At 65.4% G+C, this 23,104-nt stretch carries 21 protein-coding genes; 14 read left to right on the forward strand and 7 right to left on the reverse strand.

Annotation, left to right across the window (positions count from 1 at the left end; translation table 11 throughout):
• Nucleotides 1–31 precede the first annotated feature (31 nt).
• Nucleotides 32–754, forward strand: coding sequence for a phosphate signaling complex protein PhoU (phoU, locus tag EV698_RS00975; protein ID WP_130502313.1), 723 nt, complete (start codon nt 32–34; stop codon nt 752–754).
• Here phoU and argF read toward each other — a convergent pair.
• Together argF and EV698_RS00985 are read right to left on the reverse strand one after the other, a co-directional pair.
• Nucleotides 751–1,653, reverse strand: a complete 903-nt coding sequence (gene argF / locus EV698_RS00980; RefSeq protein WP_130502314.1) for an ornithine carbamoyltransferase — start codon at nt 1,651–1,653, stop codon at nt 751–753. The genes phoU and argF overlap by 4 nt on opposite strands.
• A gap of 18 nt (nt 1,654–1,671) precedes the next feature.
• On the reverse strand, nt 1,672–2,868 hold the full coding sequence (locus EV698_RS00985) for an acetylornithine transaminase (protein ID WP_130502315.1): 1,197 nt from the start codon (nt 2,866–2,868) through the stop codon (nt 1,672–1,674).
• Nucleotides 2,869–2,984: 116 nt separating this feature from the next.
• On the opposite strand from EV698_RS00985, the gene EV698_RS00990 reads away from it, so the two are divergent.
• The 5 genes from EV698_RS00990 (at nt 2,985) to typA (ending at nt 8,891) form a co-directional block, all read left to right on the forward strand.
• Nucleotides 2,985–3,818 (forward strand): PHP domain-containing protein, encoded by an 834-nt coding sequence (locus EV698_RS00990; protein WP_130502316.1) that lies wholly within the window; start codon nt 2,985–2,987, stop codon nt 3,816–3,818.
• Nucleotides 3,811–4,803 carry a serine/threonine protein kinase gene (locus EV698_RS00995; protein WP_130502317.1) on the forward strand — a complete coding sequence of 331 codons (993 nt, stop codon included), beginning with the start codon at nt 3,811–3,813 and terminating at the stop codon, nt 4,801–4,803. Before EV698_RS00990 ends, EV698_RS00995 begins: the two co-directional genes overlap by 8 nt.
• The gene (locus tag EV698_RS01000) at nt 4,800–5,480 is read left to right on the forward strand and encodes a potassium channel family protein (protein WP_130502318.1); all 681 of its coding nucleotides are present in this window, start codon (nt 4,800–4,802) and stop codon (nt 5,478–5,480) included. The genes EV698_RS00995 and EV698_RS01000 overlap by 4 nt, the downstream gene beginning before the upstream one ends.
• Before the next feature lie 4 nt (nt 5,481–5,484).
• Complete coding sequence (locus tag EV698_RS01005) at nt 5,485–6,951, forward strand: TrkH family potassium uptake protein (protein ID WP_165385677.1); 1,467 nt, start codon at nt 5,485–5,487, stop codon at nt 6,949–6,951.
• Between the two features lie 95 nt (nt 6,952–7,046).
• Nucleotides 7,047–8,891: a translational GTPase TypA gene (typA, locus tag EV698_RS01010; protein WP_130502320.1), complete on the forward strand. Its 1,845-nt coding sequence runs from the start codon at nt 7,047–7,049 to the stop codon at nt 8,889–8,891.
• An 8-nt stretch (nt 8,892–8,899) separates the two neighbouring features.
• On the opposite strand, the gene ispA is transcribed toward typA, so the two are convergent.
• Both ispA and EV698_RS01020 read right to left on the reverse strand, forming a co-directional pair.
• On the reverse strand, nt 8,900–9,790 hold the full coding sequence (ispA, locus tag EV698_RS01015) for a (2E,6E)-farnesyl diphosphate synthase (protein WP_130502321.1): 891 nt from the start codon (nt 9,788–9,790) through the stop codon (nt 8,900–8,902).
• Complete coding sequence (locus tag EV698_RS01020) at nt 9,774–10,025, reverse strand: exodeoxyribonuclease VII small subunit (protein WP_130502322.1); 252 nt, start codon at nt 10,023–10,025, stop codon at nt 9,774–9,776. Before EV698_RS01020 ends, ispA begins: the two co-directional genes overlap by 17 nt.
• 72 nt (nt 10,026–10,097) lie before the next feature.
• Between EV698_RS01020 and parE the strand changes: the two genes are divergently transcribed.
• From parE to htpX, 3 genes are read left to right on the forward strand one after another with little or no spacing between them, the layout of a single operon-like run.
• Nucleotides 10,098–11,990 (forward strand): DNA topoisomerase IV subunit B, encoded by a 1,893-nt coding sequence (gene parE / locus EV698_RS01025; RefSeq protein ID WP_130502323.1) that lies wholly within the window; start codon nt 10,098–10,100, stop codon nt 11,988–11,990.
• Between the two features lie 25 nt (nt 11,991–12,015).
• Nucleotides 12,016–14,268: a DNA topoisomerase IV subunit A gene (gene parC / locus EV698_RS01030; RefSeq protein ID WP_130502324.1), complete on the forward strand. Its 2,253-nt coding sequence runs from the start codon at nt 12,016–12,018 to the stop codon at nt 14,266–14,268.
• A gap of 1 nt (nt 14,269) precedes the next feature.
• Entirely contained in the window at nt 14,270–15,154 is an 885-nt protein-coding gene (htpX, locus tag EV698_RS01035; RefSeq protein WP_130502325.1) for a protease HtpX, read from the forward strand.
• A gap of 481 nt (nt 15,155–15,635) precedes the next feature.
• On the opposite strand, the gene epmB is transcribed toward htpX, so the two are convergent.
• On the reverse strand, nt 15,636–16,640 hold the full coding sequence (epmB, locus tag EV698_RS01040) for an EF-P beta-lysylation protein EpmB (protein ID WP_130502326.1): 1,005 nt from the start codon (nt 16,638–16,640) through the stop codon (nt 15,636–15,638).
• An 80-nt stretch (nt 16,641–16,720) separates the two neighbouring features.
• Between epmB and efp the strand changes: the two genes are divergently transcribed.
• Nucleotides 16,721–17,290, forward strand: a complete 570-nt coding sequence (efp, locus tag EV698_RS01045; protein ID WP_130502327.1) for an elongation factor P — start codon at nt 16,721–16,723, stop codon at nt 17,288–17,290.
• Nucleotides 17,291–17,297: 7 nt separating this feature from the next.
• Nucleotides 17,298–18,245 (forward strand): EF-P lysine aminoacylase EpmA, encoded by a 948-nt coding sequence (gene epmA, locus EV698_RS01050; protein ID WP_130502328.1) that lies wholly within the window; start codon nt 17,298–17,300, stop codon nt 18,243–18,245.
• On the opposite strand, the gene asd is transcribed toward epmA, so the two are convergent.
• Both asd and EV698_RS01060 read right to left on the reverse strand, forming a co-directional pair.
• Entirely contained in the window at nt 18,204–19,109 is a 906-nt protein-coding gene (gene asd, locus EV698_RS01055; protein ID WP_130502329.1) for an archaetidylserine decarboxylase, read from the reverse strand. The two genes, epmA and asd, sit on opposite strands and share 42 nt — an antisense overlap.
• 6 nt (nt 19,110–19,115) lie before the next feature.
• On the reverse strand, nt 19,116–19,829 hold the full coding sequence (locus tag EV698_RS01060; protein WP_165385678.1) for an SCO family protein: 714 nt from the start codon (nt 19,827–19,829) through the stop codon (nt 19,116–19,118).
• Here EV698_RS01060 and prmB point away from each other — a divergent pair.
• The 3 genes from prmB to EV698_RS01075 are packed head-to-tail and all read left to right on the forward strand — an operon-like array spanning nt 19,828 to nt 23,053.
• Nucleotides 19,828–20,739 carry a 50S ribosomal protein L3 N(5)-glutamine methyltransferase gene (prmB, locus tag EV698_RS01065; protein ID WP_130502331.1) on the forward strand — a complete coding sequence of 304 codons (912 nt, stop codon included), beginning with the start codon at nt 19,828–19,830 and terminating at the stop codon, nt 20,737–20,739. The genes EV698_RS01060 and prmB overlap by 2 nt on opposite strands.
• Before the next feature lie 31 nt (nt 20,740–20,770).
• Nucleotides 20,771–21,874, forward strand: a complete 1,104-nt coding sequence (gene aroC / locus EV698_RS01070) for a chorismate synthase (RefSeq protein WP_130502332.1) — start codon at nt 20,771–20,773, stop codon at nt 21,872–21,874.
• On the forward strand, nt 21,875–23,053 hold the full coding sequence (locus tag EV698_RS01075; RefSeq protein WP_239016163.1) for an MFS transporter: 1,179 nt from the start codon (nt 21,875–21,877) through the stop codon (nt 23,051–23,053). It begins immediately after the preceding gene.
• The last annotated feature ends 51 nt before the right edge of the window (nt 23,054–23,104 follow it).

Genomic DNA, 23,104 nt, shown 5'->3' on the forward strand with positions numbered 1-23,104 from the left:
CGCTTAACGCAAGGACACAGGAACGAGTTCCATGGATAAGAAAGATTTCTCGCAACATATCTCGAAGCAGTTCAACGAGGACCTCGAGCAGATCATCACCCGCGTGATGACGATGGGCGGGCTCGTTGAACAGCAACTCGACGGGGCCCTCGAGGCGTTGGTGACCGGCAACCAGGAGAAGGGCCAACAGGTGGTCACCTCCGACTATCGGGTCAATGCCATGGAAGTGGAACTCGACGAGGCCTGCACCCATGTGCTTGCGCGCCGACAGCCGACTGCCAGCGATCTCCGGCTGATTATGTCGGTCATCAAGACCATTACCGATCTTGAGCGTATCGGCGACGAAGCGGAGCGGGTGGGCCGTATGGCGCTTCACCTGCTCGAAGAGGATCGGCAACGCAGTCCGATGGCGGAAATCTCGGCGCTGGGCGAACAGATCAAGCGAATGCTTCGGGGAGCCCTCGATGCCTTCACTCGCATGGACGCCGAGCAGGCGGTTCACGTGGCACAGGAAGACATCAAGGCGGACTCGCAGTACGACTCGATCATCCGTAATCTGGTGAAAAACCTCGAAGACCACCCGAAGTCCGTGCCGCCGGTGCTGGATGTGCTCTGGGCGACGCGCTCACTGGAGCGGATTGGTGATCGTGCCCGCAATATCTGCGAGTACGTGATCTATTTCGTGCGCGGCAAGGATGTCCGCCATATCAGCTTTGAGCAGATGGCCGAGGAGGCCACCGGCGACCGCCGCTAGGCGGTCCCGCTGATCAGCCACTCCAGCAGCGCCTTCTGGGCATGGAGGCGGTTCTCCGCCTCCTCCCAGACCACGCTCCGGTCACCGTCAATGACCTCGGCGGTGACCTCTTCCCCCCGGTGGGCCGGCAGGCAGTGCATGAACAGTGCGTCCTCGCCGGCCGCCGCCATCAGGGCTTCGTTGACCTGGTAGGCGCTGAAGTCGGACAGGCGCGCGTCCTGCTCGTCCTCCATCCCCATGCTCGCCCAGACGTCGGTGACAACCAGGTCCGCACCGGCCACCGCGGCGAACGGGTCGGGCTCGTGGCGGCTGTTGGGGTACTCGGCCAGGTCCGCCGGTGCGTAAGCGCACGGCGCACCGATCGCCAGGTGGAAGTCCATGAGCTCGGCGGCCTGCATCCACGATCGGCACATGTTGTTGCCATCGCCCATCCAGGCGACGGTCCGACCGCGGAGCTCGCCCCGGTGAGCCTGCCAGGTCTGCAGATCGGCGAGCAGCTGACAGGGATGATGCTCATCGGTCAGGCCGTTGATGACGGGGACGCGGGACGCCCGGGCGAAGCGCTCAACGGTCTCGTGGGCGAATGTGCGGATCATGACCGCGTCCACCATCCCTGACAGCACCCGTGCGGTGTCCTCGACCGGCTCGCCGCGGCCGAGCTGGGTGTCCCGCGGTGAGAGGAACAGGGCGCTTCCGCCGAGCTGGGCCATGCCGGCCTCGAACGACACCCGGGTGCGGGTCGAGGACTTCTCGAAGATCATTCCCAGTACCCGGCCACGCAGAGGCTCGTGGAGACTCCCGGCCTGGTGCAGTTCCCTCAGTTCGGCAGCCCGCCGTAGCAGGGTCTCGAGCGCCTCGGCGCTGATATCGGCGAGAGTCAGAAAGTGGCGCGATGACATCCGTTTCCCCTGTAAGCCTCAGGCAAGCTCGGCCGTTTCATCGGCGATTGCCTCTGCGGTCTTCTCGATCAATGGCGTCAGTGTGTCGACCAGTCGGTCGGCCTGCTCGTTGGTGAAAGTCAGTGGCGGCAGAAGGCGCACAACCCGCCCCGCCGTCACGTTGATCAGAATGCCCGCCTCGAGGGCCTGCGGGACCAGATCGGCACAGGGCCCGTCCAGCTCGACACCGATCATCAGCCCCCGTCCGCGGATCTCGTGAATCCCCCGGACGTTGGCGAGGGCCTCACGCAGGCGGCCGATCATCCGGTCTCCGACCGCCGCCGCGTGCTCCAGCAGACCGTCGCGCTCGATGACATCGAGGACCGCGAGTGCCGCCCGGCTGGATAGCGGATTGCCGCCGAAAGTCGTGCCATGACTGCCGGGGCCCAGCACGCCACCCGCCGGTCCACCGGCGAGGCAGGCGCCGATGGGTACCCCGTTGGCGAGGGCCTTGGCGAGTGTCACCACATCCGGGCGGATGCCGGCGTGCTGATGGGCGAACCAGCGGCCGGTGCGACCGACCCCTGACTGCACCTCGTCGAGCATGAGCAGCCACCCCCGCTCGTCACAGAGGCGGCGCAGGGCCGGGAGGTAGTCATCATCGGGGACGACGATGCCGCCTTCGCCCTGGATGGGTTCGACAAAGACCGCAACCGTCCGGTCGGTCGCGGCCGCGCGGATCGCGCCGGTGTCGCTGTAGGGAACCCGCACGAAGCCCTCGGGCAAGGGACCGAAACCGGTCTGGGCGCGTTGGTTGCCGGTGGCCGTGAGTGCGCCCAGCGTGCGGCCGTGGAACGCGTTCTCGGCGACGATGATTTCCGGTGCCTCGATGCCGTGGTTGTAGCCGTAGAGCCGTGCCAGCTTGATGGCCGCTTCGTTGGCCTCGGCACCGCTGTTGGCGAAAAAGACCTGCTCCAGGCCGGACAGGGCGCAGAGCCGCTCGCCGAGGCGCGACTGGTGCGGCACCTCGTAGAGATTGGAGGTGTGCACCAGAGTTTGCGCCTGATCGGCAACGGCGGTAGCGACGTCCGGATGGGCATGGCCCAGTCCGCAGACGGCAATGCCCGACAGTGCGTCGAGGTACCAGTATCCCTCGGTATCTTCGAGCCATGCCCCGTCGCCGCGCTGGAACGCGACCGACAGGCGTTTGTACGTGGGCATCAGGGCCGTTGACATGGTGATGACCTCCAAAAACAAACGGCAGCCTGCGGCTGCCGAGCATTTCATTATAGGATGGGGCCATTAAGGCCACAAGTAAGACGCCCGTGTCCGTTAGCCGCGTTGATCTCCATATGCACAGTACCGCCTCGGATGGCCACCTGTCGCCGGCGGCCGTGGTGGAGCGCGCGGCTGAATCAGGTGTTCGGCTGATGGCACTGACCGATCACGATAGCGTTGATGGCGTGGCCGAGGCGCAGACAAGCGCTCGCGAGCAGGGCATTGCGTGTCTGGCCGGCATCGAACTTTCGGCGCGATGGGCTCGCGGTGTGGTGCATATTGTTGGCCTCGATATCGATATCACCTCTCCGGCACTGGTCGAGGGCGTGACGCGACAGCAGGCCGAGCGCCACGACCGCGCCGCCCGGATCGCCGAGCGGCTGGCGGGGGCAGGTGTTCCCGGCATGGGTGATCGGGTAGCGCAACTGGCGAGTGGCGTTCCGGGACGTGCACACTTTGCCCGCGCACTGGTCGAGCAGGGGGCATCGCCGACGTTCCAGGCGGCGTTCGAGCGCTATCTCAAGCGCGGTCGTCCGGGTTACGCCGCCGTGCAGTGGGCGAGCATCGACGAGGTGGTCGCCTGGATCCATGCGGCCGGTGGCACCGCGGTTTTCGCCCATCCGCTGCGCTATGGCCTGTCTCGCGGCGCCCTGCGGGCGGTGATTCAGGCCTTTGTGGACGCGGGCGGTGGGGCGATCGAGGTCGCCAATGGTGGCGGCGGGCGCGACGATTTGTCGGCGGCCGCGGCGCTGGCGCGCCGATTCGGCCTGACTGCCTCCAAGGGCTCGGACTTCCACGACCCCGACTTCCCCTGGATCGAGATTGGCCGGCTCGAGCCCATTCCCCGCGATCTCACGCCGGTCTGGGAGACTCTTCGCGTGACACCGGATACGCCGGCCAATGACTGATCCGCGGTCCGGCGAGCATCCGTTTGCCTGCCTCCAGCCCGCCCTGCTGCTGGACATGGTGGAGGCCGCCGGCGTTCATGCCGACGGCCGCCTGCTGGCGCTCAACAGCTACGAGAACCGGGTCTATCAGCTGGGCGTCGAGGAACGCGATCCGATGATTCTCAAGGCCTATCGGCCCGATCGCTGGCCGGATGAGGCGATCCTCGAGGAGCATGCCTTCGCGGCCCGGCTGGCCGAACACGACATCCCGGTGGTGGCACCGATCAGCCTCGGTCACCGGACCCTGCATCATGCCGCCGGTTTCCGTTTCGCGCTCTATCCCCGGCGCGGCGGTCATGCGCCCGAACTCGATAACCCGGATACGCGGGAGTGGCTCGGCCGACTGCTGGGACGCATGCATACCGTGGGCGAGGCCGGCGTGTTCGAGCACCGGCCGGTTCTCGACGCCGATGTCATGGGGCGTCAGACCCGTGACTGGCTGCTTGCGGCCGACTGGATACCGGCGGGCGTCCAGGCGCCTTACCGGGCGGTCACCGACGAATTGCTCGCCGCGATCGATGAGGCCCGGGAAAGGGCGGCGGGCTGTGCCTCCATTCGCCTGCACGGCGACTTCCACCCCGGTAATATCCTCTGGACCGATCGGGGGCCTCACCTGGTGGATCTCGATGACTGCCGGACCGGACCGGCGATTCAGGATCTCTGGATGCTGCTCAGTGGTGACCGCGCCGAGCGAACGCTACAGCTCAGTGACCTGGTGGCCGGTTACGAGCAGTTCCGTGAGTTCGACCCGCGCGAGCTCCACCTGCTCGAGGCCCTGCGCACGTTAAGAATCATGAGCTACGCCGCGTGGCTGGCAAGGCGCTGGGACGACCCGGCGTTCCCCGCGACCTTCACCTGGTTCGGGACCGAGCGTTACTGGGAAGACCATGTGCTGACCCTGCGCGAGCAGGTCGCGGCGATGGAGGCACCGGTGCTGAGCGTATGATGATAGTCGTGATCGGGGCCGGAACGGTCGGTAACAGCCTGATCGAACAGGCACTGGCGACCACCAATAACAACCTTGTGGTGGTGGAAAGCGATCCGACACTCGCGGATGCCTGTGCCGAGCGGCATGACGTACGTGTGCTCGCCATGGACGTCGGCGACGACGCATTCGTGGCGGAAAGCCAGCTGGCCCGGGCCGAGGCCCTGATCGCGACCACGGATGACGATTCCACCAATCTCATGGCGGTGCTGCTCGCGAAAGAGGTGGGCGTGGAGACGCTAACCGCCACCGTGAACCGGGATTCGCATATCCCCATCTTCCGTCGCCTCGGGGTTCGGGTATTGTCCGATCCGGAACGGCTGGTCGCCCAGCATCTGCTGGATATCACCCTGCTACCCGAGACCCACGACGTGACGACGCTGCGCGGTGGCCAGCAAATCATTGAGCTCAAGCTCGGCGAGAAGTCGCCGCTCGTGGGTCTGGAAGCCGCTGAAATCCGCCGTCGCGAGCTGCTGGGGGAGGATCTCCAGCTGCTCGCCCGGGTCCGCGAGGGGAAGACCCGACGGCTTGCCGATGGCGAGAAGCTGGCGGCGGGGGACGGGGTTATCCTTTTCGCGGCGGAGCGCCTTCGCGGCCGGCGCCGGCTCGCCTTCCGCGAGCGTCACCTGGAAGGCTGACAGCGTGCGCGAGGTACTGCGCGGTACCGGTTTTCTGCTGCATGTCCCCGGCCTGATGGCGCTGCTTTCGATCCCGGTGGCCGGTTGGGCGGACGAGTGGTGGGGCGCATGGGGGTTTGCCCTGACTGCGGCGATCGCACTGATCACCGGCCAGTCGCTGGTCCGGGCGACACGGGGCCGGGATCGGTTCTATCGCTATCATTCGATGCTGATCGCGGGCATCAGCTGGGTGCTTATTGCGATCATTGGCGCGATCCCGGTATTCGTCAGCGCGCATCTGGCGCCGTTGTCGGCAGAGGCGGCGATGCAGCTGTTCCGGCAGCCGGCACATGCGTTTTTCGAATCGGTTTCGGGGTTCACCTCCACCGGGCTGACGGTGGTGGCGGCGGCCTCGGAGCTGCCACATCACATCCAGTGGTGGCGGAGTTTCAGTCAGTGGGTCGGCGGAATCGGCGTCATTCTGCTGCTGCTCGCGATCGTTCCGGCCGAGCGCGGCGCCATTAACCTCTATTTCTCCGAGGCGCGCGACGAGAAGATCCTGCCCACTGTCAAATCGACTGTACAGACCATGTGGGCGATCTACGTGGGGTATACGCTTAGTGCGATCGCGTTGCTATGGATCGTCGGCGAGCCGCCCTGGCGGGCGATCAATCACGGGATGACGGCGATCGCGACCGGTGGATTCACGATCACCGATGACAGCCTGATGAGCGCCCCGGAGCATGTTCAGCTCGCGTATGTGCCGATCATGCTCGCCGGCGCGGTGAGTTTCCTTATCCACTACCGGCTGATTGTCGAGCGGGTCTCGCCCCGGTCCCTCTGGGAGCTCGTCGAGGTGCGGGTGCTGGTCTGGGTGCTGCTGGGCGGTTTTCTGCTGCTCTGGGGGCAGCGCTGGCTGACCCTCGGCAGCGATACGCTCATCAGCTCGGTGCTGGTCTGGGTGTCGGCGATCACGTCCGCGGGATTCGCGGCCGCCGATTTGTCGGCCTGGGCGGATGCGGCACTGCTTCTGGTGTTGATGGCCGTACTGATGGGCGGGATGGCCGGATCGACCAGCGGCGGCATCAAGCTGCTCCGGGTGGGGCTCTTGCTCAAGGACCTGGTCGGCCAGCTCCGCTCGCTGCGTGCGACGCCGCACGAGGTGGTGGTGCTACGCTACGACGGTGCGCGTATCACCCCGGCGCAGATGGCCTCACTCGGCCATACCGCCCTGCGCCTGGTGGGTATCTTCATGCTGCTGTGGCTGCTGGGGGTGTTCGTCATGCTCCACTGGCTGCCCGCCGATACCCGACTCGCCCACGTGTTTTTCGATACCGCCTCGGCGCTCTTCAACTCCGGCCTTGGCACCGGGGTTGCCGGCCCCGATCTGGAGCCGGGCGCGGCGGTCGTACTCAGTGTGCTGATGCTGCTGGGGCGGCTCGAGGTGTTCCCGCTTCTGCTGCTGGTGGCGTTCCTCCTCGGACGGCGTTAGAAGCATGGGGATGGATCAATTCGAATGAATCCGCTTAATCTGTATACTGGGGAGTTTACATAAATCGCTCGTTCACGAGCCGTCAGGAAGATTCCATGAGTACCGATCCAGCCCAGTCCGACGTACGCAATCTGCGTAACGTCGCCATTATCGCCCACGTCGACCACGGCAAGACCACCCTGGTGGATCAGCTGCTGCAACAGTCGGGTACCCTCGAGTCGCGCGGCGAGGCGCAGGATCGCATCATGGATTCGAACGACCTCGAGAAAGAGCGGGGCATCACGATCCTGTCCAAAAATACGGCGATCGAGTGGCAGGAGCTGCGCGTCAACATCGTCGATACCCCGGGCCACGCCGACTTCGGGGGCGAGGTCGAGCGCGTATTGTCCATGGTCGATTCGGTACTGCTTCTGGTCGATGCCGTGGATGGTCCCATGCCGCAGACGCGGTTCGTTACCGAAAAAGCCCTGGCCCTGGGCCTGAAGCCGATCGTCGTGGTCAACAAGGTTGACCGCGACGGCGCCCGGCCGGACTGGGTGGTGGACAAGACCTTCGACCTGTTCGACAACCTCGGCGCGAGCGAAGAACAGCTCGACTTTCCGGTGATCTACGCCTCGGCCCTGAATGGCTATGCCGGGACCGAATCCGATGTGCGCAGTGGCGACATGACGCCGCTGTTCGAACTTCTGCGCAATCTGGTGCCAGCGCCACAGGTGGACGCTGAGGGACCATTCCGGATGCAGGTCACTTCCCTCGACTACAACAGCTATGTCGGGGTGATCGGTATCGGCCGAATCGAGCGCGGCAGTGTCAGGAGTAATCAGAACCTGGTCTGCGTCGATCGCGACGGCAAAAAGCGAAACGTGCGTCTGCTCCAGGTGCTCGGTTTCCTGGGTCTGAACCGGGTCGAGGTTCCCTCGGCCAGCGCCGGCGACATCATTGCCTTTACCGGTATTGACCGGATCAACATCTCCGACACGCTCTGCGATCCCGCCGACGTGGAGGCCCTGCCGGCACTGACGGTCGATGAGCCAACCGTGTCGATGACCTTTCAGGTCAATACGTCACCCTTCGTCGGGCGCGAGGGCAAATACGTCACCTCGCGCCAGCTGCGCGAGCGGCTGATGCGTGAGCTCGTTCACAATGTCGCGCTGCGGGTCGAGGATACCGACGATCCGGAACGGATGCGTGTCTCCGGTCGTGGCGAGTTGCACCTCGGCATCCTCATCGAGAACATGCGCCGCGAGGGCTACGAGCTGGGCGTATCCCGGCCCGAGGTCATCACCCGCGAGGTGAATGGCAAGCTCGAAGAGCCCTTCGAGCAGCTGACCGTCGATGTCGAGGAGGACTACCAGGGGGCGGTCATGCAGGCACTGGGCGAGCGTGGCGGCGAGCTCACCGACATGCTGCCTGACGGGCGGGGTCGTGTCCGGCTCGATTACATCATCCCGGCACGCGGGCTGATCGGTTTCCGTACCGAGTTCCTCACCGCGACGTCGGGCACCGGCCTCATGTACCACGTCTTCGACCACTATGGTCCTGCCAAGACCGGGGAATACGGGCAGCGCACCAACGGTGTGATGATTTCGATGGCCGCCGGCAAGGCGGTCGCCTATGCGCTGTTCAACCTCCAGGATCGTGGCAAGCTGTTCGTCGGCCATGGAGACGAGGTCTATGAGGGAATGGTGATTGGCCTGCACAACCGCGACAACGACCTGGTGGTTAATCCGCTCAAGGCCAAGCAGCTTACTAACGTCCGCGCCGCCGGCACCGACGAAACCCTGATCCTGACGCCGCCGCAACGGCTCACGCTGGAGCAGGCGCTGGAGTTCATCGACGATGACGAGCTGGTGGAGGTGACACCCGGCGCCATCCGGATTCGCAAGAAGTACCTTCTCGAGCACGAGCGTAAAAAGGCCGCGAAGAAGGGCGGCAAGTAAGGGTAGGCTCAGCGCTCGCGGCTGATGATGTAGTCGGCGAGCGAGCGCAGGGTGTCGGCACGGGGGCCGAAGGTCTCCATGGCCTGAATGGCCTCGTCGCGTAGATGCCGGGCGAACCGCTGTGATGCCTCGAGCCCCATCAGCCCCGGATAGGTCGGTTTCTCGCGCCTTGCGTCGGCGCCGCGGGCCTTGCCCGTATCACGGCTGTCACCGGTTACGTCGAGGATGTCGTCCTGGACCTGGAAGGCGAGGCCGATGCACTGGCCGTAGTGATCGAGGGCACTGTGCTGGTCTGCATCGGGTCCATCGACGGCGCCGAGTGACCCCAGCCGAAGGCTCGCGAGGATCAGGGCACCGGTCTTGTGACGGTGCATGGTCTCGAGCTCGGTGACATCGATCCGATGCCTGACCGCGCCCAGGTCCAGCGCCTGACCGCCGGCCATGCCGCGCGAGCCGACCGCCTCGGCGAGAGTCGCGATCATGCGGATGCGGCGCTCGGCATTGGCGGGGCCTGTCTCCGCAATGCGCTGGAACGCCAGCGTTTGCAAGGCGTCGCCCGCGAGTATCGCGGTCGACTCGTCGAACGCGCGGTGACAGGTCGGCTGCCCCCGTCGCAGGTCATCATCATCCATTGCCGGCAGATCGTCGTGAATCAACGAATAGGCGTGGATCATTTCCACCGCGCAGGCCGGCGAGTCCAGGTCGGTATCGATCGCATCGAACAGCAGGCCCGCCTGGTAGACCAGGAACGGGCGCAGGCGCTTGCCCGGTGCGAGGGCCGCGTAGCGCATCGCCTCATGCAGGCGCTCCGGCGCCAGCGTGGCATCGGGCAGTGCCTGATCCAGGACCGCCTCGACGCGGGCCCGGGCCTGTGTCAGCGAGTCACTCAGGCTGGCCATCGTCGGTCCCTTCGAAGGGTGTTGGCTCCGCCTCCGCATCCTTGCCGGTGAGGATCTCCACCCGCTGCTCCGCTTCCGATAGTGCCTTCTGGCATTCGCGGGTCAGGCGGATCCCCTGCTCAAAGCACTGTAGCGACTGCTCCAGCGTCAGTTCGCCGCGCTCCATTCGCTCGACCAGTGCCTCCAGCGTCTGCAGGGAGGTTTCGAAGTCTGGTGTTTCGTCATTTTCACTCATGGTGCGAAGTCTATCGCGCAGCGGCGACCGACGCACTCGCCCGATGGGGTGGCAGCCGTTACACTCCCGGGCATGAGTGAACGCTACGATTCTGCTGCCATCGAGGTCCTGACCGGCCTCGACCCGGTGCGCCGTCGCCCGGGGATGTATACCGACACCACCCGACCCAATCATCTGGCCCAGGAGGTCGTCGACAACAGCGTCGACGAGGCCATTGCCGGCCATTGCCAGCGTATTGACGTGACGCTGTATCGCGATGGCTCGCTGTCGGTCACCGACGACGGCCGGGGCATGCCCGTGGATATGCACCCCGAGGAGGGCGCGCCCGGGGTGGAGATTATCCTCGGTCGGCTCCACGCCGGCGGCAAATTCTCGCGCGAGAGCTATCAGTTTTCCGGCGGGCTGCATGGTGTGGGTGTCTCCGTGGTCAATGCCCTGTCGACGCGCCTCGACGTGTCGATCCGTCGTGATGGCCGGGAGTGGCGGATGGCCTTCGCCAATGGCGAGAAGATCCAGCCGCTCGAGGCCGTGGGTGAGGTCGGCCGCCGCAACACCGGCACGCGACTGCATTTCTGGCCCAACGCGGAGTACTTCGATTCGGCCCGCTTCTCGCTGCCGCGCCTGCGCCACGTGCTGCGGGCCAAGGCCGTACTCTGCCCGGGACTCGCGGTCCGGCTCGTCGAGGAGGCGAGTGGCGAGGAGACGCTGTGGCACTACGAGAAGGGGCTCGCCGACTACCTCGAAACGACGCTGGAGGGCGTGCCGCAGATTCCGGAGGCGCCCTTTACCGGCGAGTTCTCGGCCCGGCACGAGGCGGTCGAATGGGCCGTCGCCTGGCTGCCCGAGCAGGGTGAGCCGGTGCAGGAGAGTTACGTCAACCTGATTCCCACTTTGCAGGGCGGGACGCATGTTAATGGCCTGCGCTCCGGCCTGACCGAGGCGCTGCGGGAGTTCTGCGAGTTTCGCAATCTGCTGCCACGGGGCGTCCGCATCGCCCCGGAAGATGTCTGGGAGCGGGTCACCTACGTGCTATCGGTCAAGCTCGAGGAGCCCCAGTTCTCGGGGCAGACCAAGGAGCGGCTGTCGTCCCGGGCCTGTGCCGGTTTCGTCTCGGGCGTGGTCAAGGACGCCTTCAGTCTCTGGCTCAACGAACACACCACCGAGGCCGAGCGGCTGGTGGAGCTGGTGCTCGCCAACGCCCAGCGTCGCCTGCGGGCCTCGCGCAAGGTCACCCGCAAGCGGGTCACCCAGGGGCCTGCCCTGCCGGGCAAGCTTGCCGACTGCAGTAACCAGGATCCGGGGATCAGCGAGCTCTTCCTGGTGGAGGGCGATTCCGCCGGTGGCTCGGCGAAGCAGGCCCGTGATCGCGACTTCCAGGCGGTCATGCCTTTGCGTGGCAAGATCCTCAACACCTGGGAGGTGGACCCGGCCGAGGTGATGGCCTCGCAGGAGGTGCACGATATCGCCGTGGCACTGGGGATCGAGCCCGGATCGGACGATCTTACCCGCCTGCGATATGCAAAGGTCTGCGTCCTGGCGGATGCCGACCCGGACGGGGCGCATATCGCGACGCTGCTCTGCGCCCTTTTCCTGCGCCACTTCCCGGCTCTGGTGAAATCCGGGCATGTATTCATGGCAATGCCGCCGCTCTACCGGGTCGATGTCGGCAAACAGACCTGGTACGCGCTGGACGAGGACGAGCGACAGGGGATCCTCGACCGGATCGAGGCCGAGAAACTCAAGGGTAAGGTGGCGATTACGCGCTTCAAGGGGCTGGGTGAGATGAACCCCTTGCAGCTCCGCGAGACAACCATGGCACCGGACACCCGACGGCTTGTGCAGCTGACCGTTGATGCCCCCGAAGAGACCGAGGCGCTGATGGCGATGCTGCTCGGCAAGCGCGCCGCGGGTAAGCGGCGTGCGTGGCTGGAGAGCAAGGGCGACCTTGCGGATGTGCTGGTATGAATCCACGAGAGGACAGGCAGAGACGATGACCGAACCCACCCCGGCAGACGGATTCGAGCGTCGCCCGCTCCAGGAGTTTACCGAAAAGGCATATCTCGATTACTCGATGTACGTCATCCTCGATCGGGCCCTGCCGCATGTCGGCGATGGCCTCAAGCCGGTCCAGCGGCGGATTGTCTACGCGATGTCCGAGCTCGGCCTGTCGGCCGTATCGAAGCACAAGAAGTCCGCCCGGACGGTGGGTGACGTGCTGGGCAAGTACCACCCACATGGCGACTCGGCCTGTTACGAGGCCATGGTGCTGATGGCGCAGCCCTTCTCCTACCGCTACCCGCTGGTGGATGGACAGGGCAACTGGGGCTCGGCGGACGATCCCAAATCGTTCGCGGCGATGCGCTACACCGAGGCGCGTCTGGCCCCCTACGCCCGGCTGTTGCTCCAGGAGCTGGGGCAGGGGACAGTGGACTGGCAGCCCAACTTCGACGGCAGCCTCGACGAGCCGGTGACGCTGCCGGCCCGTGTCCCCAACGTGCTGCTGAACGGCGGCACGGGCATCGCGGTGGGGATGGCGACGGATATCCCTCCCCATAACCTGCGCGAGGTGGCCTCGGCCTGCATCCGCCTGCTGGATGAGCCCGATGCCGGTGTCGAGGCGCTCTGTGAGCACATCCAGGGGCCGGACTTCCCCACCGATGCCGAGATCATCACGCCTGCCGCGGATATCCGGCGTCTCTACGAGTCCGGTCATGGGGGCCTGCGGCTGCGGGCGCGCTGGGAACGCGACGGCCGGGACGTGATCGTCACCGCGCTGCCCTTCCAGGTCTCGGGTAGCCGGGTGCTCGAGCAGATCGCCGCCCAGATGCAGGCGCGCAAGCTGCCCATGGTCGACGACCTGCGTGACGAGTCCGATCACGAGAACCCGACCCGCCTGGTCATCACCCTGCGCTCCAATCGGGTGGATGCCGACGAGGTCATGCAGCATGTCTTCGCCACTACCGATCTGGAGAAGACCTACCGGGTCAATCTGAACGTCATCGGCCTCGATGGCCGGCCCCGTGTCCGCAATCTCCGCGAAATGCTGACGGAATGGCTCGAATACCGGCGGGATACCGTTCGTCGACGCCTGCAGTGGCGCCTCGAGAAGGTGGAGGCCCGTCTGCACGTACTCGAAGGCCTGCTGGTCGCCTATCTGAACATCGATGAGGTCATCGCCATCATTCGCGAGGCCGATGAGCCCCGGCCGGCGCTGATGGAGCGTTTCGGACTGACCGAGACCCAGGCCGAGGCGATCCTGGAGCTGCGACTGCGCCACCTCGCCCGGCTCGAGGAAATGAAGATCCGTGGTGAGCAGGACGAGCTGGCGACCGAGCGTGACCAGCTCCGGGAAACGCTGGGCTCGGAGACCCGCATGACCCGGCTGATCCAGACCGAGCTCCAGGCCGATGCCGATACCTATGGCGATGAACGTCGATCGGTCATGGTGACCCGCAGTAGTGCGCGGGCGCTGAGTGAGAGCGAACTCGCCCCGACCGAGCCGGTAACGGTCGTGCTCTCGCGCAAGGGCTGGGCACGCACCGCCAAGGGCCACGAGGTCGATCCCGAAAAGCTCTCCTATCGTGCCGGTGACGGATTTGCCGCGGCGGCTGCCGGGCGTAGCAATCAGCTGGCCGTGTTCCTCGATACCCACGGCCGCAGTTACAGCGTTCCCGCCCACTCCCTGCCATCGGCAAGGGGACAGGGCGAGCCCCTCACCGGCCGACTGCAGCCACCGGAGGGGGCATATTTCGTGCACGTCCTGTGCGCTGATCCGGAGGAGGGCGTGCTCCTTGCATCCGACGGCGGTTACGGGTTCGTGACCCGGGTGCAGTCGCTACAGGCCCGACAGAAGGCCGGCAAGGCCATCATCAATCGGCCCGCGAACAGCGATATACTGGCACCGGTCATGCTGCCCGCCAATGCCAGTCGGGTGGCGGTGGCCACCAGCGCCGGTCGGCTATTGGTGTTCCCGCTCGCACAGCTGCCCGAAATGTCGCGGGGAAAGGGCAACAAGCTGATCGACATCACCGCCGCCGCCCGGAAGGAGAGCGGTGAAAAAGTCGTGGGGGTGTGTCCGCTGCGGGCTGATGAGCCGCTGGTGGTCGCAGCGGGCAAGCGCACACTCACGCTCAAGCCCGCCGACCTAGCAGCCTACGAGGGGGAGCGCGGGCGCCGGGGTCGGTCACTGCCACGGGGTTTCCAGCGCGTCGATGGTCTTTCGCCGCGATCAACAGGAGCGTGACATGAAACGCGTGCTGCTTTTCCTCGGCACCAACATCGCCATCATCCTGGTGTTGGGAACAGTCCTCCGGCTACTGGGCGTCGATCGTCTGCTCGAGGCCGATGGCGGCGCGCTTGATTACGGTGCACTGCTCATCTTCGCCGCCGTCTTCGGCATGGGCGGCAGCTTCCTGTCGCTGGCAATCTCGAAGTGGATGGCCAAGAAGGCAATGGGTGTCCGCGCGATCGACAAGCCATCGAATGCCCGGGAACGGTGGCTGGTGGAAACCGTCAAGCGTCAGGCCACGACCGCCGGTGTCGGTATGCCCGAGGTCGGGATTTACGACTCGCCACAGGTGAACGCCTTTGCAACGGGGATGAGCCGGAACAATGCCCTGGTGGCGGTGAGCAGCGGTCTGCTCGAGACAATGAGCGCTGATGAGGCGGAGGCGGTGCTCGCCCATGAGGTCATGCACGTCCAGAACGGCGATATGATTACGCTTGCCCTCATCCAGGGCGTGGTGAATACATTCGTAATCTTCTTCGCCCGCGTAATCGGTCATTTCGTCGACCGCGTGATCCTGAAAAACGAGCGCGGTCACGGCATCGGGTTCTGGGTCACGACCATCGTCGCCGAGATCATGCTCGCGGTGCTCGCCTCGGTGATCGTCATGTGGTTCTCCCGCCAGCGCGAATTCCGTGCGGACGCCGGCGCGGCCGATCTGGCGGGTCGTGAGAAAATGATTGCTGCCTTACAGCGCCTGGGCGGCGTCTCGCCGGCAGATGACCTGCCGGATCAGATGGAGGCCTTCGGGATCTCCGGGCGTATCGCACGCGGGGGGTTCAAGCGCTATTTCATGTCGCATCCGCCGATTGAGGCGCGGATCGAGGCATTACGGCGGGGATAGGGTGCTGCCGATTCCGTCTTGTTCCGCCGGGCTCATGAGAGACGCTCAGTGGGTCCGGATCGGAGATCATACCGATAGGCGTCTCAAAATCGCCCGGCGGAACAAGACGGACTCGGCAGTCGAGCCACTCCGGAGACGAAAGACCCGAAAAAGTCTCTGATTGAAAAAAGGGCGATGCAATGCGGGCGATCCAGGCGCGCCGGGAACTGGTCGCGGACGACTAACCCGGCCCGACAATCACGCGACGCGGATTCGAGCTACTCGACAGTGAAACCGGGCGCCTTTTCATGTCTATGCACATAGTGGCGGCACATTTCGCGCCTGCGCCATGATCTGTTGCTCGCGCCGGATCGCCGATTCCGTCTTGTTTCTCCGGGCGATTTTGAGACGCCTATCGGTATGATCTCGGATACTTATCTGCCCTGCGTCTCTTATGAGCCCGGCGAAATGAGACGGAATCGGCGCTGGCACCAAACCCGCTCTAACTCCCGTCTCCGGTTGCCCACTGAATCGGTACCTTCCACGGCTCACCAGCCACCTCCCGGACCAGCCGCGGCAGCATGTAACCCGGAGTGACCGCCGCCAGCGCCCGCATCAGCTCGCCGGCCTCGCGCTCGTCCACCTCGAAATGCGCCGCGCCGCGAACGCGGTCGAGCAGATGGAGGTAGTAGGGCTGGACGCCGATCTCGAACAGGCGTTCACCCAGCTCACCCAGTGTCTGCGCGTCGTCATTGACTCCGCGAAGCAGTACGGCCTGGTTGTAGAGCCGGACGCCGTGGCGGGCGAGCCGTTGCAGGGCCTCGGCAACGCGTGCGTCGAGTTCATGTGGATGATTGGCGTGGATGACCATCACCGGCGTCAGCCGGGTCCCGGCCAGCCAGCCGATGAGCGAGTCGTCGATCCGGCTCGGCAGTACGACCGGCATGCGGCTGTGCACGCGGATTCGGCGCAGATGCGGGATCGCGACCAGCCCTTCGCTCAGCTCGCCGAGGCGGCGGTCGTTGAGGCTGAGGGGGTCGCCACCGCTGAGGATGACCTCGCTGATCGATGAATCACCGCCCAGGTAGTCGAGTGCTTCCGCCCACTGACCTTTGCTGGCGCTGGCGTCGGCGTAGGGGAAATGGCGACGGAAACAGTAACGACAGTTGATGGCGCAGGCGCCAGTGGCGATCAGCAGGGCCCGACCCCGATATTTATGGATAACGCCGCCATTGGCGAGGCTCGCGTGGTCGCCGACCGGGTCGTCGGCGAAACCCGGCGTGTCGCTGGCCTCCGCATCCACCGGCAGGACCTGTCGCAGCAGCGGGTCGGCGGGGTTACCCGGTTCCATCCGCTCCAGGAACGCCTCGGGCACCCGCAGCCCGAACAGCTGATCGGCCCGTTTTGCCGGCGCCAGCAGCGAGGCATCCAGCCCCAGCCGCTCGAGCAGGCTTGCCGGGTTGCGGATGGCGTCCCGCCACTCCCGCTGCCAGGGCGCTACGCTCATGTGTAATCCCTTTGTCTTTTCCGTTAGCATGCAGCGCTGTTCGCCGTGCAGGACGCGGCAGCCAGCGCAATGGAGAACCAATGGCGACTTATAGCACCAACCAGTTCAAGTCGGGCCTCAAGCTACTGCTCGATGGCGAGCCCTATTCGATTGTCGAGAACGAGTTCGTCAAACCCGGCAAGGGTCAGGCATTTAACCGGGTGAAGGTGCGCAACCTCAAGACCGGCAAGGTGATTGACCGGACCTTCAAGTCGGGAGAGAGCGTTGAAGCCGCCGACGTGATGGAAACGGAGATGCAGTTCCTCTACAACGACGGCGAGTTCTACTACTTCATGGCGCCGGAGACGTTCGAGCAGCATGCCGCCCCCGATGCGGCGCTGGGTAATAACGGCAAATGGCTCAAGGAGCAGGACACCTGCAACGTTACGCTCTATAACGGGGAGCCGCTCTCTGTGGAGCCACCGCCGCATGTCACGCTCGCCGTTACGCAGACCGATCCGGGCATGAAGGGCGATACCAGCAGTGGTGGCAGCAAGCCCGCGACCCTCGAGACCGGCGCGGTAGTCCAGGTGCCGCTGTTCATCCAGGAAGGTGAGGTCCTCAAGGTCGATACCCGAACCGGCGAGTACGTCTCCCGCGCCAAGGACTGATCTCTCGGTGGAGTCCGATTCGGAGTGGGCGCCGGCGGCATCCCTCGCGGTCCTCCGGCAGCGGGCGGAGTGGTTGGCTGGACTGCGACGGTTTTTCCACGAGCGGGGCGTGATCGAGGTCGAGACCCCGGTGCTGGCCGCGGCCGGCGTCACTGACCCGCAGGTCGAATGCCTACAGGAATCGACCACCGAACGCTGGCTTCAGCCCTCGCCCGAGTACGCCATGAAGCGACTCCTCGCCGCCGGCATCGGTGACTGCTACCAGATCACGCCGGCCTTTCGTGCAGGGGAGCAGGGGCGTTGGCACAATCCCGAGTTCACGCTGCTTGAGTGGTACCGCGTCGGTTTCTCTGCCGATGCCATGATGGACGAGGTCGAACAATTGACCGCATGCGTTCTCGGCGCCGGTCAGACCGCTCGCCTGACCTATCAATCTTCGTTCATTGCTGCGGGTCTGCCGGATCCATTGACCGCGAGCGAAGCCCGATTAGCGGCGGCGGCCGCTGCTAATCCCTCCGCCCGTCCCGTGCCGGCGGGGCTCTCGCGCCGAGACCTGCTCGACTGGCTGTTCAGCCAGGTCGTGACGTCGCATCTACCTGAGCGTTGCTTTATTACCCATTATCCGGCGGACCAGGCGGTCCTGGCGAGGCTCGATCCGACGGATCCAAGCGTGGCCGAGCGTTTCGAACTGTTCGTGCAGGGTGTCGAGATCGCCAACGGGTTTCGGGAGTTGACCGATGCGGTGGCGCAGCGCGATCGATTCGAGGCCGATCAGGCCGCGCGTCGAGCGGCGGGTCAGGCCGTCATGGCGATGGATGAACGGCTGCTGGCGGCCATGACGGCGGGGCTGCCCGACTGCGCCGGTGTGGCGATGGGTCTGGATCGTCTGTTTGCGATCGCCGCGGGGGTGGAGTCACTCGCCGGCGTGCTCGCCTTCCCCTGGCTGCGCGCCTGAGGGCGATGCCGCTATATCGAAATAGGCCAGTGCCTGGCCCATGCGAACGGGCTGATCCTCGGCAATCGCGTTTGCCCATTGCAGTGCGGTGTCGGCGAACAGCAGGATCACGGTCGAGCCCAGGTTGAAACGGCCCATTTCCTCGCCGGCCTCAAGCGTGAGCGAGTCGTGCCGGTAATCCCAGTTACGGATGCGATGCCCGCGCGGCGGTGTTATTTCGCCGGCCCAGGCCGTCTCGATGCTACCGACCCCGATCGCTCCGACCAGCACCATCGCCATCGGACCGTGCTCGGTATCGAAGAGGCCGATCACCCTTTCGTTGCGGGCGAACAGTCGCGGGACATGGCGAACCAGCGGCCGGGAGACGCCGAAAAGCCGGCCGGGGACGTGGAGCATTCGCACCAGCGATCCGGCGATCGGCATGTGCACGCGGTGATAGTCCCGGGGCGAGAGATATAGCGTCGCGAAGTGTCCGTCGCGAAAGGCTCGCGCCAGTTGCTCGTCACCGCCCAGCAGCTCGGCGACGCTGTAATCCTGGCGCTTGGCCTGGATCAACCGCCCGTTGCTCACGGCACCATGCTGACTGATCACCCCGTCGACCGGGCTGATCATGGCGCCTCTGGTATCGGCGAGGGGGCGGACGCCGGGGGCCAGCGGCCGGGTGAAAAACGCGTTGAAGCTGACGTAGGCGTTGCTCTCGCTCGCCGCGGCCTCGCCACGATCCACGCCGTAGGCGCGCGTGAACCCCTTGATCAGAAGGTTCTTCCAGGGGCGCCAGCGCCAGCGCGCGAGTCGATGGACCACGCGGGAAATGGCATGCTGCGGGAGCAGGGTGACGAGGTAACGGAAGAGCCTGGAGATCATTGCGTGCTATCCGGTCGGGAACTGCTGGCGGATCTGACGGAACTCGTCCGCCAGGACATCGCGGCCGTGGGGCGGCTGCCAGAGCGCCCGCAGGCGTCCCCGGGGATCGATCAGCAGAATGGCCGCACTGTGATCGACGGCGTAATCGCCGTTGCTGTCCGGTTCGTGGAGCTTGTAGCTGATGCCGAGCGCGCCGGTTAGCCGGTCAATGGCGGCGCGCTCGCCGGTTACCCCGATGAAGTCATCGTGGAAGTGCTCGAGGTAGGTCTTGATGGCGGCCGGTTTGTCGCGCTGTGGATCGACGCTGACGAAGACCACCTCCGGAATGACCTCCGCGTCCGACTCATCGAGACGGTCCAGTGCTCCGGCGAGCGTTGCGAGCGTCAGTGGACAGACATCCGGGCAGTTCGTGAAGCCAAAGAACAGGTATTGCCACTCACCTTCGAGCGCCGCATTCGTCCAGCGTTCGCCTTCATCGTTGGTGAGCGTTACGGACGGCAGCTCGCGGGCCTCTGGCAGGACCGTGCCCACGGCATCGCCGCTGTCCGCGCCGGACCCGGTCTCCGCTTGCGGCCAGAATGCCGTAACGACACCGGCAATCACCGCGGCGACCACCGCCACCAGCGCGAACAGTCGGAATTTCTGTCTGGCCATCATGTCGTCCATTATGCCATTTCCGGCGGCCTTCATGACCTGGCGAGCCTGATAGACTAGATACATGACCCGATCTTCAACCGATGCGCTGCACACGCTGGGCGACTTCATCCGCTGGTCCGCCAGTCGTTTCCAGGTAGCCGGCCTGCATTACGGACATGGCACGGACAATGCGCTTGATGAGGCCGCAGCACTGGTTCTGGGGTCGCTGCATCTGCCCCCTGATCTACACTCGGTCTATTTCGGCTGCGCGCTGACAGCGGACGAGCGCGCGCTGCTGTTCGAGCGTATCGATCAGCGTGTCACGCAGCGCCGCCCGGTACCCTATATTCTCGGCGAGGCCTGGTTCTGCGGGCTTGCCTTCGGTGTCGATGAACAGGTGCTCATCCCGCGTTCACCCATCGCCGAACTCATCGAATCGGGGTTTGCGCCCTGGGTGGATCCTGATCGACTGGCGCGTATTGCCGATGTCGGGACCGGCAGTGGCTGTATCGCGATCGCCGCCGCGCTTGCGCTCCCCGAGGTCGAGGTCGATGCGCTGGATAACGCGCCGGCGGCGCTCGTGCGGGCGAGCGACAACGCGGCCCGTCATGGTGTGGCCGAGCGTGTCCACGTGCAGGATTCGGACCTGCTCGACGCCATTGCCCCGGAACCGGTGCTTGACCTGATCGTTACCAACCCGCCCTATGTGGACGCAGCGGCGATGGCGGCGCTGCCGCCCGAGTACCGGCATGAACCGCGGGATGCCCTGGCGGCGGGCAACGATGGCCTGGATGCCGTCCGGCGGCTGCTCCCGCAGGCTGCGGAGCGGCTTACCGACCAGGGCATGCTGATCGTCGAGATCGGCCATGGTGCGGACACCTTTGAGGCCGCCTTCCCCGAGCTGCCGGTGACCTGGCTGGAGTTTGAACGCGGCGGGCAGGGCGTCTTCGCCGTTGATGCCAGTACGTTGCGGAGCGCCTTCACCGCCCGCTGAATTGCCCCTTTGATGGAGACGAGTGACGGAGATGTCCGGAAATACCTTTGGCCGACTGTTTACGGTGACCACGTTCGGCGAGAGCCACGGCCCCGCCCTCGGAGCGGTAGTCGATGGCTGTCCGCCCGGCCTGGCGATTAACGAAGCGGATCTGCAGGGCGATCTCGACCGGCGTAAGCCGGGGACCTCCCGGCACACCTCGCAGCGCCGTGAGGGCGACGAGGTCCGCATCCTCTCGGGGGTGTTCGAGGGTCGGACCACCGGGGCGCCGATTGGTCTGCTCATCGAGAATATGGATCAGCGCTCGAAGGATTATTCGAAAATCAGCGAGCTGTTCCGCCCCGGACATGCCGATTACAGTTACTGGCAGAAATACGGCACTCGGGACTACCGTGGCGGTGGTCGTTCATCGGCCCGTGAGACAGCGGTGCGGGTTGCCGCCGGCGGTATCGCCCGCAAATACCTCCTCGAGCGCCTGGGTATCGAGATCCGCGGATGGTTGAGCCAGCTCGGTCCCATTCAGCTCGAACTCGAAGACTGGGCGAGCGTCGATACCAACCCGTTTTTCTGCGGCCAGCCGGATCGCCTTCCCGAGCTCGAGGCCTATATGGATGAGCTGCGCAAGTCGGGCGATTCCGTGGGCGCATCGGTGGGTGTGATGGCCCGTAACGTCCCGCCGGGACTGGGGGAGCCGGTGTTCGATCGGCTTGATGCCGACATTGCTCATGCGCTGATGAGCATCAATGCGGTCCGGGGCGTCGAGATCGGAGCCGGGTTTGCCAGTGCCGCGCAGATGGGTACCGAGCATCGGGACGAGATCACCCCCGAGGGTTTCCTCTCCAACAACGCCGGCGGCACGCTCGGGGGCATCTCCACCGGCCAGGATGTGGTGGCCCGCATGGCCCTGAAGCCGACATCCAGCATCCGCATCCCGGGGCGCTCGGTCGATATCCATGGCGATCCCCGGGAAGTGGTCACCACGGGGCGCCACGACCCCTGCGTGGGGATTCGGGCGACGCCGATCGCCGAGGCGATGCTGGCGCTGGTCCTCATGGATCATTATCTGCGACATCGCGGCCAGAATGCGGACGTCGACTCGGGCACGCCCGTGATCCCGGCCCGCGTCGACGACTGAATGGCGGTCGTGGGCGCGGCGCTCCCCTTTGTCCGGCTGTCGGCGTTCTACCTGGCATTCTTCGGGGTGCTGGGCGTGCTCTCGCCCTACTGGGGGCCCTACCTCAAGGCGCGGGGCTTCGACGCGGCGGCGATCGGTACGCTGATCGCGCTGCTCCATGGCACCAAGATCATCGCGCCCAATCTCTGGGCCTGGGTGGCGGACCATACCGGCCAGCGGATCGTCATTATACGGATGGCCTGCGTCATGGCGCTGATCGCCTTCTCCGGTGTGCTCCTGCCGGGTGGCGGCTTTGCCTGGATGGCGTTCGTGATGATCGGTTTCAGCTTCTTCTGGCATGCGGCGATGCCACAGTTCGAAGCCAACACCATGAATCACCTGGTCAACCAGACACATCGCTATCCCCGTATCCGCGTTTGGGGAACTGTCGGCTTCATGGTCTCGGTGCTGGGGGTGGGCGAGGGCATCGACCGGCTTGGTGTGGAGATCGTGCCACTGGTGCTGATCGGGCTGTTTGTCTTCCTGGCGCTGGTGAGTCTGTCGGTCCCACAGGCTGGCCAGGACGATCGCACCAGCGACGCGGGCGGGCTGTTGGCGGTCCTGCGTCAACCGCCGGTCTTCGGTCTGTTGATCGCCTGTTTCCTGCTCCAGGCCAGCCATGGTCCCTTTTACGCGTTCTACAGCATCTACCTGCAAGACCACGGCTACAGCGCGACGGCCATCGGTATGCTCTGGGCCATCGCGCTGACTGCCGAGATCGGGGTGTTTCTGCTGATGCCGCGCTGGCTGCCCCGGTTCGGGCCACGCCGGCTGCTGACCATCGCGATGGCCCTGGGGGTGGTGCGCTGGACGCTGGTCGCCCGCTTCCCCGAGCTGGTCGCCGCCCAGGGACTGGCCCAGCTTCTCCACGCCGCGACCTTCGGCGTCTATCACGTGGCGGCCATCTCACTGATTCATCGCTATTTCACCGGAAGCCTGCAGGGCCGTGGCCAGGCGATCTACAGCAGCATGACCTTTGGCGCCGGCGTCGCCCTCGGCAGCTTCGTGGCCGGCAGTCTATGGGATACGGCCGGCGGCTCGCAGACCTTCTACCTGGCGGCGGGGTTCGCCGCGCTGGCCGCGGTGACGGCCGCGATGGTCGTCCCTGCCCGGTCCCGACTGTATCCGTCGCACGCTTAACCGGTGCGAGCCGGGCGCGTATACTGCGCTTAGGACACAGTTGTCACGGCT

The sequence above is a fragment of the Spiribacter vilamensis genome (assembly GCF_004217415.1).
Lineage (GTDB): Bacteria > Pseudomonadota > Gammaproteobacteria > Nitrococcales > Nitrococcaceae > Spiribacter > Spiribacter vilamensis.